Genomic DNA, 13,011 nt, shown 5'->3' with positions numbered 1-13,011 from the left:
AACTGACGCGAATAGGTAGTATTTATGACCAATGACATTGAGGTGATAAGTCAGTTTCCGGCGTTAACCGCCGAAGAAATTATCGATATTGAGAAAAACCTCAGAAATAAATTTGGATACCCGGCAATACCCGAAGATTACAAAGCGTTTCTTGGGAAAACGAATGGCTGTTTATTCGAGGTCCATGCTGAAGATGACTTTGTTGCGTTGGCGCTAAACTTACCCTTTATGCAACTCGCGAGTGTGGCTGGCATTTTCGGTGTCTGGCAACCCAAATATGAAAATCTGACAGGGGTTCATCCAGAATGGCCTGAGTTATTTGCATCTAATCAGAACTCTAAAGAGAATTTCAATGTGTTGCCAGACCAAATGATGTCGTTTGCATACGAAGATGAGTCGTCTGGTAGCTTCTTCGCAATGTCCGTTGCCGAAGAGGACTTTGGCAAAATCTACTATTATCACGATGACTATTTGTATACGCTTTTTGGCCGAAAACGCATACTCGAATCTCATGGGTATTGTTATTATGACCGAAAAATTGAAGGCATACTAAAAAAGCAAGGGGTCAACGTAGCTGAAATTGAGTACCTGAGAGCTAAAGGTCATTTTGATTCTGAGGAAGTTATCAGCAATGTTGAGGGGCTTTCCGCAGAGTGTCTCTTTGAGTTGAAGAGGACTAAATTTATTCCTATTGCTGAGTCGCTAGATGACTTTATTAGCAAGCTATACTTGGAAAGCTGTTAGTATCATCAACAACTTACGCTAAGGAGCATCGGTTCTTTATAGCTTCAACTAAAGCTAAAGCCCCTGTTGTCTTTAAAGCGATTCCTTGTCGAAAACTTCATTCAAGCAAGAAACTATGATCAAATTTAAGTGTGATGAAAAGCTTTTAAAGTCTAGAGTAAATTACTTCAGATGGTTTTCGTATCTTTTCATCTTAACTTGTATAGCACTTTTTTATTTCGATTACTCTTTGTTTATTATTGATAATAAACCATTCGGACTGCTAGTTTTTTTAGTTGTATTAAAGCTATCTAGTATGTTTAAAGATCATTATGAGGAAGCATTGGATCTACATAAAGGCGAAGTACTGTCGGTTGGCGACGAGAAAATGATGTTTCACCAACATTCAACAGACTACAAATTTGAGAAGATTTGGAATGAGATTGAGTCAGTAGAAATCAGTTCTTTTCTTGGCTCATCTTCGGTGAAGGTAAGTTTTCGGAATAATGAATTTTATAAGTTCAAATGGTTTAAAGATACTCAAATGCTGTATCGGGAATTGGAGAATAAAAGGCTTTTGCATAGGCGAGCCCGGAAACGCGTTTAAAAATTATTCAGCAATTAAGTCTATCTGGTGATAATGAAACCCGCTTCTCCGTCCCGAAACAACTGCCCGATTGGTATCTGTTATTGCTTAGTTGATAGCCATCATGAAATCTCCAGAGACTGAATTTTGTCATTGTTTAGTAAAAAAGAATAAGTGAGTACGGCCGGGCTGCCCGGGAAGTTACCACTGACTTCTGCTTCGACGATCTCGTGCTGATCCTTGGTCGTTATGTTGATTGGTTTGGCACTAAATTCATACTTTTCTCGTGTTTCTTTAATCCACGAACTAATGGCGGTATGACCTTTATAAGTGCCGCCTTCATCTAATACCGCAGCATCTTGAGAAAAGCATTCACTTGCTTGGGCAGGAACTGAGCCGTTGCTCATTTCAAAATAGTTTTTTATGGCATCAGGTAACCGAATAGTCATGTTTATTTTCCTTATTGAAAAGTTGCTGAAAAGGTAGTTTCTGCTTAGGCTTACGAATAATCAAGAACGCACAAAAAAGTAAGTTACTTACCTATGAGAAAGATTTATACGCCCTCTACCGCTGCGGCTGATACGCTTAAAGCCATTAAATTGTTAGAAGGACGCTGGAAGCTGATTATCTTGTTTCATTTGTTCGACGGCAAAGTGCAACGCTATTCTGACCTAGAGAAGCTGATTCCTGACATATCTCAAAAAATGCTGGCGCAACAGCTGAGAAGGCTTGAGGCTGACGGGATTGTGCATCGTACGGTATATCCAGAGGTGCCACCTAAGGTCGAATACAGACTGACAAGATGGGGACAGGCCTTGTGCCCTGCTCTGGATGAGCTTCTGAGCTGGGCAGATCGGAAAGATAGTTTTGATGAATCAGCGTAAAGAAAACAATGTGGAGGCTGAAAATTTACGACTAGAACTTCATGAGAATCCCATGCAAGCTCCTACCTGCAAAGTTATTGAAGGCTGCGCAACGGCGTCTAAAAAGGAAGGCTCGTGAACTATTTAAAAATTTATAATTTAATTCGGACTTTATCCATAATATGTTTTGTGGCAATAACTTTTGAATATTGGGGAATAGGTTTTATAGGCACGGCCATTATGTTATTCCCATATGGAATAGTTTTTGTTTTAGCGAATAAGAATTTGTATAAAACTAAATTAAGAACTTTCTTCCGAGCTGTTGCTGGTTTATTAGTTTCAGTTCTGACAATAGGCTTATTGTTTGGTGTTGATTCTGATCCTCAAGCAGCGATAGGTCTAGGATTTGTGGTTGTAATTCAGTACGGCATTCTTTTCATATCTGAAGCTATCATTGGTTTAGCAACTTATGCAGAAAGCCATACATAATACCTGTTCGTCAGATGGTTACAGGAATGGCGTCTTTTGTTGTTAATTTGTGCATCACCAGGCTTCTAACGTAAATATTCTGTCAGTACTTTGCAGCCTTTGAACAAACCGCTTATATTTGAAGCAGCGTTTAATAGGAAGAGGTAAGGCATTGCAACATGCATTGTTAGTGGTTAATCCGAAGAGTCGGAATGGTCACTCTGAGGTGCTAACAGAAGCTATCGATTTGCTCAGAAACTCAGGCACTGAGGTAGAGGTTTGCCTCACTGAAAGTGCGTCTCACATGGCTTCCTGCATTGAAAATTACCGTGAGAAAGAAGGTGTAGTTATTGTTGCCGGTGGCGATGGAACTATCAGTGCTGCGTTGGAACCGGTTTATAAAAGCAAACAAACCTTAGCCATTTTACCTATGGGTACGGCGAATGATTTCGCGCGTTCGTTAGGGCTTCCACAGGACGTTGTCGCTGCTGCTCAGGCTATTATTGACGACAAGCGGGAACGCATAAACTTGGCGAAGGTGAACGATAGTTACTTTGTGAATGTTGCTCATGTTGGCTTAGGCGTAGAGGTAACCCGCGAGCTGACATCAGAAATGAAGAAGTATTTCGGTGTGTTTGCTTATCTGGGAGCTTTTACCAGCGTAATTAAACGCAATAAAAGTTTTAAAGTCGCTATAAAATCCGATGACTGGGAAGGTTCAGTAAGAGCTATTCACCTGGCGGTGGGTAATGGCCGCTTTTATGGTGGCGGAAATATTGTTGATGATGACTCCACGTTGCTGGATGAACAACTGAATTTATTTTGTTTGAAGCCAATACGGTGGTGGCGGTTGCTATTGCTGGGGGTAAATTTCCGTCACGGTAATTTAGGAAAGGCAGAGCGCGTGGTCTGTAAAAAAGCCCGGAAAATTAGTATTAAAACTTCCAGACCCAAACGGATTCAGGCCGACGGCGAGTTTAAAACCGATACTCCGGCTGAGTTTGAAGTGATCCCAAAGGCGATTGAAGTTATTGTTGGCGATATGCCAGTGCCAAATAAAAACAAGGAATAATATGTCGATATTACGCACAGATAATCAGGCCGATAGCATGGAAATTCTGAAGTTAGTCATTGAGACAAAAGATTACTACCGTGAAATAGCGAAGGTGGTTGAGGACGATAACCTTGCTAACGAGCTTGATAGTATTGCCAGTGAAAGAGCTTCCTTTATAGAACCGTTTGAAAATATCGTTAAGGACCTCGGCGAGCTGCCGGCTAAACCTGACCCCGATAAAGAACTGATGCAAATAATTGAAGGGGAACTCACTCAATTTTTCTCTGCGGATTCTAAAACCGCTATTTTGGATAAGTGTCTGCAGGAAGATGAAGAACTGGCAAGTGTGGTAAAACGCACGGGGCTGGGAGAAAAGTCGTCGGAGTATCAGAAGCTACTCGACGCGTTGGCTGAGAACCTTCGTGACACCAAAAAATCAATTCAGGCGTTAAAAAGTTAGTATGTAATGCGGCAAGCGGATAAATAACCTAACCTGCGATCCAGAACCACTCACACCTAAATTCCTACCGCTCACGTATTCCTTGTTTGTATCTGCCGGGCGGCTGGGCTAGCTTAGCAGTCAGTTTCCTAACGGTACTGACGTATGACTTTCAATAAAAAAGAAAAACTGTCGATATCGGCACTGCTGATTATTCTCTACTTAATACCTGCAGGGCTAGAGTGGTTAGAGTTTGATAGTGAAAACTTACACGTTATTGCGATAAGCCTGCCAATTTGGCTGGCCTTCTTTTACCTCGGTCCGTTTTGGCTGTTCTACTGGGCTCAACAGAACAAGCATGTTGCCCGCTTACACGTGGTGGCGCAGGGCGTGTTGTACGTTCTGATGATGTTTGCTGGCGCCAACATTGTAAGCAGGCTGCATTCGCTGGCGTTTCCGCAGTACCAGTTTCCGATAAAGGAGCAGGGGTTATCGGCATTTCTGTGGGGTGTCTTCATCTTCTCGATGACGCACATGTACCTTTTATACCAGCGCTTTGTTCAGGAGCAACGGTTGCGTAAAGAAGCCCAGCTGGCTGATTTGACCAGCCGTTTAAATCCACATTTTCTGTTCAACTCGTTGAACACCATTTCCGCGCTTATCCACTCATCACCTGACAAAGCCGATAATGTGTTGCATAAACTCTCCGACATGCTGCGTTACTCGGTTGATCAGCAAAATAAGTGGGTGCCACTGGAGCAGGAGCTTGCTGTTTGTGAAACCTATTTAACGGTTGAGAAAGCGAGGTTCACCGACAACTTGAACATTAGCTGGCAAGTTGCGCCTTCGGTCGATACGCGGCAATTGAAGGTGCCGCCGCTGTTACTGCAACCGCTGATTGAAAACGTTATGAAGCACGTGAAGCGCCGACCTATTGAGTTGCTCATTAGCGTGCAAGCGGGGCAGGGCAAGTTGGTATTCAAGGTAAAAGACAACGGTAAAGGTTTTGCAGAGCCCTCGTTGAATGAGCAATCGAGAGCGGGACAGGGGCTCAATATTGTAAAACAACGTGTTGATATTGCAGGTGGTGAGCTGTCGCTTTATAACGAGACGTCAGAGCAAGGAGGTGCTGTGTGCGAAATCACCTTACCCATTCACGCCTGCGCGTAATTATTGTCGAAGACGAAGCGCCAGCGCGCTCGAAGTTAGGCGCACAGCTTGCGCAAGTGGAAGGCGTCGAGGTTGTTGCTGAATGCGCTGATGCCCCTCAGGCAATACTCGACATTGACTCATTCAAGCCAGATTTGGTTCTGTTAGACATTGAGCTGGGTGAGTTGTCAGGCTTTGATGTTCTGGAAGCAATAAAGCACCCGTGCCATGTGATATTTACCACGGCTTATAGCCAATATGCAGTGAAAGCATTCGAGAAACAGGCGTTAGATTATCTACTGAAACCCTTTGATTTGCCGCGATTGCGTCATGCTTTAGAGCGCGTGGTATTAGCGCAGCCCCAGGTTGCAGAACCCGCCACAGTGCAATTCACCGCTAAAGTCGGCGATAAAATACGCATACTGCAATCATACGATATTCGATTTGTGAAAGCCTCACAGGGACTGGTGGTAGCGCAATGCCTTGAGCGCGAACATCATTTGGATGACAGTCTGGAATCCCTGTTGAACCAGTTGCCTGATTCCTTTTTGCGGGTGCACCGCAACAGCATCGTAAATACCCAACATATTCATCAAATAGAAAAGTGGCAAAACGGTGCACTTTTACTTCGTTTCGAGGGTGTAAACGACACCATTACGACCAGCAGACGTGGCGCCGCAGTGCTAAGAAAATATCTCAACCTATAACCGGAGAGCAACATGAAAAGATTATGGTTATTCGCCGCGTTGTTTATAACCACGCAGGCTTCGGCAAGTGACTTTGTGATAAACAATGTGTTGTTGCCAGACTTTCAGACACGCGAATTAACGCCCGTTAACATTGAAGTTGCGGACGGTAAATTCAAACAAATTGTGGATAGCTCAGTGTCCTTGTCGCATTCCGATGTGCGGGACGGGAAAGGGCAAGTGATAATGCCAGCCTTTATCGATATGCACTCCCATAGCATGGGCAATTCATCGCTGGACCGTAGCGACTATCAATACATTGGTATACGCGGCACCGCGAACGCCATGTTGTACGCAGGCGTGCATGGCTGGCTCGATTTATATAGCGATGAGAATGATATTTTTGAGTATCGCGATCAGCAATTTACAGAGGAGCGCAACGAAGCCTATGTATTTGCCGCAGGGCCTTGCTTTACCGTCCCAACCGGACACTGTGACTTTGGTGAAACTCGGTTGATCAGAACGCCAGAAGAGGCGGTTTTGGAATTGCGTGACTTAAGCGACTCAAAGCCCAATGTTGTGAAAATTGTATTTGATAACGCGGGCAGTAAACCTACTCTTGATAAGTCTACGCTTAAGGCATTTTTGAACGAAGCAAGGCGTCTAAATATTAAGTCGGTGGTGCATATCGGTTCCTGGAATGATATTCGTACGGCGTCAGAATTAGGCGCTGATGCTGTTACCCACTTGCCCTGGCACGCTATGCCCGATGATATTCCCGAGTTACTGGTGAAACAGGAAACCGTAATTATTCCTACGGTGAGTGTTATAAACGAGCTGCTGTATTTGCACGACTCAGGCTCCGTTGAGCTCGCTGCCTCGGTACTTTCCGTTCCAATGACGGACGCATTAGTCGAGGAAGATCTGTTGAGCGACTACCCGATAACAGCAGAAAATAAACTGTATTTCGACTGGGTTGCAGGGTTAAAGGCAGATGGCGCTCTCGAAAACCGGAACGATGCAATTAAGCGTTTAGATGCCGCTGGAGTTAATATACTGGTGGGCTCAGACGGCGGGAATTTCGCTGTATTTCAAGGTGTAGGCTTTCACCGAGAAATTTACTTTTTGCAGCAAATGGGCATGTCGCCGTGGGATATTGTGTTGGGCTCCACTCTTAAGGCCTACGAGTTTCTTGGCGTAGATTGGGGGATTGAAAAAGGGCGCCCCGCGCATTTTACTTTGCACGACAAGCACATTTTTGAAGACTTAAGCCTTTCAACTGAGGTGGAGGACATTTACCTACACGGCAGAAAAGTGAGCAGAGAACCTTTGCTGGATTACGCCAACCCTGGGTTCTTTCAGTACATGAAGTTGTTTTTTGGGTTTGAGGTGTAGGAGAGCGTAAAAAAGTACTGCAAAACGATGAATAAAAGGTCAGAATTAGAAGATACCGGATGTACAAAAATTATCGTTTAGACAGGAATAAACGTTGTCACAACAACAAAGACAATATGCCATACATTGGCTGACGGGACAGTTTCTAAATTCCAACCAAGAGTCGCTGTATCGCGACGCCATTAAAACGCGGGTACGTTTCGAGTCTCGTCTTGTATTGCTTTTGGTGTCGTTGGTTTTTGCTATGTTTGGCATTACTGATTATAACTTGCTGGGTTTAACTCGCGAATACTATCTGTTGCTTACTCTGCGCCTAATCGTGGTGATTTCTTGTCTAGCACTGGCTTTTGCTGTTGGGCGTTGGGGAGGCTATTCACGTAATGTTTGGCTGCATGCTCTGCCGTTGTGTATTTTGGCAACAGGAATTATGCTAATTGTCCCATTACGCCCTGACAGCCTTCTAACACAAATAACCGCAGTAGTGGTCACAATAATGGGCTTCTACTTTTTAATTCCGGCTCCGCTTGCGATGGCGGCTATAACTAGCTTGTACTTAAGCATCGGTTTCGTAACTTCTGTTGAGTTGTTTGCGGAAGTTTCGTTAGCCGACACAGTACGCTTATCTTTATTATTGTTTATGGCAAATATCGTGGGCTATTTTGGTTTGTTGCGCATAGAATTTCTGCAGCGCAAGCAATTTGCGCTGCTTCAGCACGAACGTGAACAAAATAACGATTTGCTCGAAGAAATAAAGCGTAGAAAGTCTCTGGAAGCCCAGTTAAGAATGGTGGCTGAAAAGGACGGATTAACTGGGGTTGATAGCCGGAATCATTTTATGAAGCGGTCTGAGGCGCTATTGGAACGAGCTCAAGTGGAAAATACGCCATTTTGCCTCTTCATGATCGACGTAGATCATTTTAAGCGCATTAATGATACCTGGGGCCATACACGCGGAGATTTCATTCTGACTAAAATTGCTGAAGTTTGTGCTCAATCGCTACGCCCCACGGATGTTATTGGACGCTTTGGCGGTGAAGAGTTCGTTGTAGCCTTGCCGCATACCGGTCCCAGCGACGCTCAAGCCGCAGCCGAGCGTTTGAAGAAGAATGTTGAAGCACTGGTATTAGCCGATGAGTTAAGTGAGTTGCGACTGAGCGTTACCATAGGCATTGCAGCTGCGCATGGCGAAGATGATAACCTAGACTCCATCATCACTCGCGCAGATAATATGTTGTACGAAGGTAAGCGCGATGGCAGAAACAGGGTCGTGATGTGTGGTGAGGGAATGACTTCTTAAATAGGTGTAATCAGCATTGATATCTAAATTACCTAAATGGATCGAGTATGGAGCGTTTGTGCTGGCGTTTGTCGCCGGCTGTATAAACGCTATTGGCTTGCTTGGTTTTGAGCACCAGGCGGTTTCTCATGTTTCAGGTACCGCCACCTTGTTTGGTACCAGTATGTTGTCTGGCTCTTTCGATGACATGCTGCATTTGGCCGGTGTGTTATTCTCGTTTTTTCTTGGTGCTGGCCTGTCTGGCTATTTATTGCATGGCACACAGCTAAAGTTAAGGCGTCGCTATGACATTGCTCTTGCGGCTGAGTCGCTGTTGATATTTGCTTCTTTTTACTTACTGTCTGAAGGATCATTTTACGGTCATTTCACCGCATCATTAGCCTGCGGAATGCAGAATGCCCTGGCAACGACGTACAGCGGTGCCATTGTACGGACCACGCACCTCACTGGTATTTTTACTGACTTAGGCATTATGTTTGGGTCGGTTATGCGCGGCAAAGCCTTCGATAAAAGAAAAGCGATATTGTTTGGATTAATCATTGCAGGCTTTGTTACCGGCGGGGCATCCGGCGCCTATCTATTCACGTTATTACAGTTCCAGGCGTTATTAGTGCCAGCCGTTATTTGTCTGGCGCTCGCGGTCTTGTATCGTGTGTATTATAGAAGGTCAGGCCAGCATAAATAAACTCGCCTAAAAGGTGGCTATGTGCCGCTAGAGTTTGGACGGGTTAGTATTCTGAGATGAACCAATTGGGGGAAGTCATGCACGGAGAATATAAAGTACCAGGCGGTAAGTTAGTCGTTGCTGATGTTAATTTAGAAGAGGGCTGTCTGAGTGAGGTCAGTATTTCAGGCGACTTTTTCTTAGAACCTGACTCTGCGCTAAACATAATCAATGAGGCTTTAACTGGACTCCCCGAAACCTCAAGCCATAAAACGCTGGCTGCCGCAATTGATGAAGCGCTCGATGACGATGTAATGATGTTTGGTTTTTCCGCCGAAGCTATTGCTACAGCTATACGACGAGCCTTAGGTAAGGCGAGCAGTTGGTTAGATCATCAATTTACTCTTATTCCACCAGTAACACTGCCCGCAGCAGAACATGCCGCTTTAGACGAAGTGATAGCCGATTCAGTTGCCAAAGGTTTACGAGGCCCAACATTAAGATTTTGGGACTGGGACGACTCTGTGGTGGTGATTGGCTCTTTCCAGTCAGAAAAAAATGAAGTGGATATGGCCGCCGCGAAAGAGGCCAATATACAAGTTGTGCGCCGGGCGACAGGTGGTGGCGCTATGTTCATGGAACCCGGTAATTGCATTACTTATTCATTAACGGTACCCACCTCATTAGTCGATGGCATGAGCATTGAAAAATCTTATGAGTTTTTAGATGCCTGGGTTCTGGCTGCACTAGCTGAGGTTGGTATCAAAGCCTACTATAAACCACTAAATGATATAGCTTCTGCGCAAGGTAAAATAGGCGGGGCTGCACAAAAGCGCTTTGCCAATGGTGTTGTCGTGCATCATGCGACTCTCGCCTATGATATCGACGCCAATAAAATGCTACAGGTATTACGTACTGGGCGTGAGAAGCTCTCGGATAAAGGCATTACCAGTGCAAATAAACGAGTTGACCCTATGCGTAGCCAGACAGGCTTAACCCGAACCGCTATTATTGATGCGTTTATGAATCAGTTTTCTCAGGCTTATCAAACCCAAGTTGATGATTATTTACCCAAAGAGTTATCCGCGGCAAGGGCTCTGGTAGAAACAAAATATTTAACGGAAGAATGGTTATACAAGGTAACTTAAACATGGGGAATCATCATGATTACCTTCAGACCTGCTAAGAACTTAGCTAGCGCTGCAGAGCTGACCCTTGCCAATATGCGTTCATACTACGAACAGTATTCGGTTGAGTGGGACAGTGTGCAAATCGAGAAAATGACGCGTGAGCTGGTTAATTTCGACATTCTATTTGAGGGCGAACCCGTAGGCGTTATCAGACTGTCTTTCGATGATGATGGTTGTCAACTGCAAGACTTGCAGGTGGATGAGCGGTATCAGGGGCGGGGAATTGGTTCTCAGGCACTCGCGCAGGCAGAAAAGCTTGCGAGGGAAGAGAAGGTCAATACACTCCGGTTGAAAGTATTTAAAAATAGCCCCGCGGTTCGGTTATATCAGCGTACCGGTTTTAGCGTGAGTAGCGAAGATGAGCGCTTTTACTATATGGTTTGCTCTATTTGTTGGTAATACGACTTAGCTCACGTTTCCCCTGTTTAGAATAGAATGCCATTACGTACACAGAAAAACTCTCTTCACAGACAGAAAACTCCGCGCCCCATGCTGTCTAGATCGCTATGTTTAGTTTAGAGTATTTGCATGCCTTGAAAACATACCCTATTGGAGTATACTTTGATTTATAAGACAAAGGAATTTGTTTCTTTAATGAAAAAAGAAGCGATGTCTGATGAAGATTTGATTGATGCTTGCAAGGAAATGAGTAAAGGCCTTATTGATGCAGACTTAGGCGGTAATGTTTATAAAAAGCGTATTGCCTATAGCAATAAAGGAAAACGCGGCGGATATAGAACAATTGTTGGTGCTGTTATAGGTAACAAGTACTTTTTTCTCTATGTGTTTGCGAAAAATAAAAAGACCAATATCAGTTCTAAAGAGAAGGTTGCTTTAAAAGAGCTAGCTAGAATGTTTATCAGCTTTGATAAAAAGCGGTTAGGTAAGCTTGTCAAAGAGGGCGAGCTTATTGAGGTAGGTGATTTATGAGTGATATTTTAAAGTCTGTTCATAAAACGGCTAAGGGCCTGAAAAATTCGGGTGTGATAGATAAGACAACGATGCGCAAGTTTGATGCGTTATGCTTGACCACTGTCCATGAATTTTCCGCTGAGCAGGTTAGAGCTCTTAGGCTGAAATATAAGTTATCACAGCCCGTATTCGCACAATATCTGAATGTCAGCGATAAACTGGTTAAGAAGTGGGAGCAGGGCGACAGTAAGCCACGCGGAGCGGCACTTAAAATGCTTTCTATTGCCGAAAAAAGAGGTTTAGAAGTTATTGCTTAAACTAATTTGGAACCCTAAGAATGTACGTACCGAAGCACTTCAATGAAGATGATAACGCAAAGTTGCACCAGTATATTCGCGATTATGGCTTTGGGGTGTTAATTATTGCCGATGAAGATGGCATTGAGGCAAACCACCTTCCTTTTCATTTAAGTTGTGAAGAAGGCGAACCTCTTGGAACGCTTCAGTGTCACGTGGCACGTAATAATTCGGTATGGCAGCGTCTTAAAAATGGTGGTCGCGTGTTAGCTGTTTTTCAGGGGCCGGACGCTTATGTTTCTCCCTCGTGGTATCCCTCTAAAGCAGAAACAGGGCGAGTTGTACCAACCTGGAATTATCTGGCTGTGCATGCGGCAGGTAAAGCTAGGGTTGTTGAAGATGCAACTTGGCTAAAGCAGCATTTAACGAAACTAACAGACCAGCATGAGTCAGGAATGAACGAGCCCTGGCAGGTAGATGATGCTCCTGAGGACTTCACCGGCCGCTTAGTTAAGGCTATTGTTGGTATAGAGATAGAAATTGAAACGCTGACGGGTAAATTGAAAGCGAGCCAGAACTTGCCAGAACGAAATAGAGCAGGAGTTAAAGCGGGTCTTGAAGGCAGTGAGCAACCGCAGAGCTGCGCGATGTCTAAATTCGTTAGTTAGCAAAAGCGGGCTCGTTTGGGTTACTGAAAATAAACCTAAGGAGAAACTCCTGTGCTACAAAACAGTTATGTTTGTCTCATGGCCGAATACAACCAATGGATGAATCTCAAACTCTACGATGCATGCTCTCAGTTATCTGACGAGGAACTCAGCGAGGACCGGGGAGCATTCTTTGGTTCTATAATAGGCACACTGAATCATCTGGCAGTTGCTGATACCATTTGGTTAAAGCGTATGTCTATCGACTTAAGCCACCACCAGGAACTGGACGCACTTTCCCGGCTATCTATGCCGCAGGCATTGAATACCATTCTCCACCCCAAACTAAAAGATCTGGCTGAATACAGGCAGCATCTCGATAGCCTATTTCTGTCCTTATCAAAAGTTGTAACGGACAGCGAATTGCAACAAACAATCACCTACAAAAATACCAAAGGCATTGAGTTTAAGAAGGTACTCTTCAGTTTACTGGTTCATGTTTTTAACCATCAGACACACCACCGAGGGCAAATCACTACGTTACTCTCACAAGCCGGTGTCGATGTTGGCGTCACCGATTTGCTGGCTATCATTCCAAGTGAGTAATCAGTTTTGTTGCCCGCTAAATACTCGGAGGGTTCT

At 44.4% G+C, this 13,011-nt stretch carries 18 protein-coding genes; 17 read left to right on the top strand and 1 reads right to left on the bottom strand.

Annotated features, from left to right (window positions below):
- The first annotated feature begins 24 nt into the window (after positions 1–24).
- Both NJR55_RS00405 and NJR55_RS00400 read left to right on the top strand, forming a co-directional pair.
- On the top strand, positions 25–744 hold the full coding sequence (locus NJR55_RS00405) for an SMI1/KNR4 family protein (RefSeq protein WP_253616816.1): 720 nt from the start codon (positions 25–27) through the stop codon (positions 742–744).
- Between the two features lie 295 nt (positions 745–1,039).
- Complete coding sequence (locus tag NJR55_RS00400; RefSeq protein ID WP_253616814.1) at positions 1,040–1,330, top strand: hypothetical protein; 291 nt, start codon at positions 1,040–1,042, stop codon at positions 1,328–1,330.
- A gap of 101 nt (positions 1,331–1,431) precedes the next feature.
- Here the strand turns inward: NJR55_RS00400 and NJR55_RS00395 are convergent, their stop codons facing one another.
- The gene (locus tag NJR55_RS00395; protein WP_253616812.1) at positions 1,432–1,758 is read right to left on the bottom strand and encodes a nuclear transport factor 2-like protein; all 327 of its coding nucleotides are present in this window, start codon (positions 1,756–1,758) and stop codon (positions 1,432–1,434) included.
- A 93-nt stretch (positions 1,759–1,851) separates the two neighbouring features.
- Here NJR55_RS00395 and NJR55_RS00390 point away from each other — a divergent pair, with 93 nt between their 5' ends.
- The 15 genes from NJR55_RS00390 to NJR55_RS00320 all read left to right on the top strand — a co-directional run bounded on the left by NJR55_RS00390 (position 1,852) and on the right by NJR55_RS00320 (position 12,975).
- Entirely contained in the window at positions 1,852–2,193 is a 342-nt protein-coding gene (locus tag NJR55_RS00390) for a winged helix-turn-helix transcriptional regulator (RefSeq protein ID WP_253616810.1), read from the top strand.
- 114 nt (positions 2,194–2,307) lie between these two features.
- Complete coding sequence (locus NJR55_RS00385) at positions 2,308–2,661, top strand: hypothetical protein (protein WP_253616808.1); 354 nt, start codon at positions 2,308–2,310, stop codon at positions 2,659–2,661.
- Positions 2,662–2,812: 151 nt separating this feature from the next.
- Positions 2,813–3,712 (top strand): lipid kinase, encoded by a 900-nt coding sequence (locus NJR55_RS00380; protein WP_253616806.1) that lies wholly within the window; start codon positions 2,813–2,815, stop codon positions 3,710–3,712.
- Position 3,713: 1 nt separating this feature from the next.
- Entirely contained in the window at positions 3,714–4,154 is a 441-nt protein-coding gene (locus tag NJR55_RS00375; RefSeq protein ID WP_253616805.1) for a hypothetical protein, read from the top strand.
- A 144-nt stretch (positions 4,155–4,298) separates the two neighbouring features.
- Positions 4,299–5,303, top strand: a complete 1,005-nt coding sequence (locus tag NJR55_RS00370; protein WP_253616804.1) for a sensor histidine kinase — start codon at positions 4,299–4,301, stop codon at positions 5,301–5,303.
- Positions 5,267–5,989: a LytR/AlgR family response regulator transcription factor gene (locus NJR55_RS00365; protein WP_253616803.1), complete on the top strand. Its 723-nt coding sequence runs from the start codon at positions 5,267–5,269 to the stop codon at positions 5,987–5,989. The genes NJR55_RS00370 and NJR55_RS00365 overlap by 37 nt, the downstream gene beginning before the upstream one ends.
- A 12-nt stretch (positions 5,990–6,001) precedes the next feature.
- Positions 6,002–7,363, top strand: coding sequence for an amidohydrolase family protein (locus NJR55_RS00360; RefSeq protein WP_253616802.1), 1,362 nt, complete (start codon positions 6,002–6,004; stop codon positions 7,361–7,363).
- 94 nt (positions 7,364–7,457) lie between these two features.
- Positions 7,458–8,660 (top strand): GGDEF domain-containing protein, encoded by a 1,203-nt coding sequence (locus NJR55_RS00355; RefSeq protein ID WP_253616801.1) that lies wholly within the window; start codon positions 7,458–7,460, stop codon positions 8,658–8,660.
- A 16-nt stretch (positions 8,661–8,676) separates the two neighbouring features.
- Complete coding sequence (locus NJR55_RS00350; RefSeq protein WP_253616800.1) at positions 8,677–9,345, top strand: YoaK family protein; 669 nt, start codon at positions 8,677–8,679, stop codon at positions 9,343–9,345.
- Positions 9,346–9,422: 77 nt separating this feature from the next.
- The gene (locus NJR55_RS00345) at positions 9,423–10,472 is read left to right on the top strand and encodes a lipoate-protein ligase LplAB (protein ID WP_253616799.1); all 1,050 of its coding nucleotides are present in this window, start codon (positions 9,423–9,425) and stop codon (positions 10,470–10,472) included.
- A gap of 15 nt (positions 10,473–10,487) precedes the next feature.
- Positions 10,488–10,913: a GNAT family N-acetyltransferase gene (locus NJR55_RS00340; protein WP_253616798.1), complete on the top strand. Its 426-nt coding sequence runs from the start codon at positions 10,488–10,490 to the stop codon at positions 10,911–10,913.
- Positions 10,914–11,063: 150 nt separating this feature from the next.
- Entirely contained in the window at positions 11,064–11,444 is a 381-nt protein-coding gene (locus NJR55_RS00335) for a type II toxin-antitoxin system RelE/ParE family toxin (protein WP_338034521.1), read from the top strand.
- Positions 11,441–11,743 carry a helix-turn-helix domain-containing protein gene (locus NJR55_RS00330; protein WP_253616795.1) on the top strand — a complete coding sequence of 101 codons (303 nt, stop codon included), beginning with the start codon at positions 11,441–11,443 and terminating at the stop codon, positions 11,741–11,743. The genes NJR55_RS00335 and NJR55_RS00330 overlap by 4 nt, the downstream gene beginning before the upstream one ends.
- Before the next feature lie 20 nt (positions 11,744–11,763).
- Positions 11,764–12,390 carry an FMN-binding negative transcriptional regulator gene (locus NJR55_RS00325; protein WP_253616794.1) on the top strand — a complete coding sequence of 209 codons (627 nt, stop codon included), beginning with the start codon at positions 11,764–11,766 and terminating at the stop codon, positions 12,388–12,390.
- Between the two features lie 51 nt (positions 12,391–12,441).
- Entirely contained in the window at positions 12,442–12,975 is a 534-nt protein-coding gene (locus tag NJR55_RS00320) for a DinB family protein (RefSeq protein ID WP_253616792.1), read from the top strand.
- The last annotated feature ends 36 nt before the right edge of the window (positions 12,976–13,011 follow it).

Source organism: Idiomarina rhizosphaerae (assembly GCF_024159085.1).
Lineage (GTDB): Bacteria > Pseudomonadota > Gammaproteobacteria > Enterobacterales > Alteromonadaceae > Idiomarina > Idiomarina rhizosphaerae.
The sequence above is the reverse complement of the archived record's forward strand: the minus strand, read 5'-3'. Positions and strand labels throughout refer to the sequence as shown.

Excerpts from the sequence above, each read along its gene's own strand:
- NJR55_RS00400 (WP_253616814.1), top strand. The coding sequence starts at position 1,040 with ATGTTTAAAGATCATTATGAGGAAGCATTGGATCTACATAAAGGCGAA.
- NJR55_RS00340 (WP_253616798.1), top strand. The coding sequence starts at position 10,488 with ATGATTACCTTCAGACCTGCTAAGAACTTAGCTAGCGCTGCAGAGCTG.
- NJR55_RS00405 (WP_253616816.1), top strand. The coding sequence starts at position 25 with ATGACCAATGACATTGAGGTGATAAGTCAGTTTCCGGCGTTAACCGCC.
- NJR55_RS00375 (WP_253616805.1), top strand. The coding sequence starts at position 3,714 with ATGTCGATATTACGCACAGATAATCAGGCCGATAGCATGGAAATTCTG.
- NJR55_RS00395 (WP_253616812.1), bottom strand. The coding sequence starts at position 1,758 with ATGACTATTCGGTTACCTGATGCCATAAAAAACTATTTTGAAATGAGC.
- NJR55_RS00390 (WP_253616810.1), top strand. The coding sequence starts at position 1,852 with ATGAGAAAGATTTATACGCCCTCTACCGCTGCGGCTGATACGCTTAAA.
- NJR55_RS00345 (WP_253616799.1), top strand. The coding sequence starts at position 9,423 with ATGCACGGAGAATATAAAGTACCAGGCGGTAAGTTAGTCGTTGCTGAT.
- NJR55_RS00360 (WP_253616802.1), top strand. The coding sequence starts at position 6,002 with ATGAAAAGATTATGGTTATTCGCCGCGTTGTTTATAACCACGCAGGCT.
- NJR55_RS00370 (WP_253616804.1), top strand. The coding sequence starts at position 4,299 with ATGACTTTCAATAAAAAAGAAAAACTGTCGATATCGGCACTGCTGATT.
- NJR55_RS00330 (WP_253616795.1), top strand. The coding sequence starts at position 11,441 with ATGAGTGATATTTTAAAGTCTGTTCATAAAACGGCTAAGGGCCTGAAA.
- NJR55_RS00325 (WP_253616794.1), top strand. The coding sequence starts at position 11,764 with ATGTACGTACCGAAGCACTTCAATGAAGATGATAACGCAAAGTTGCAC.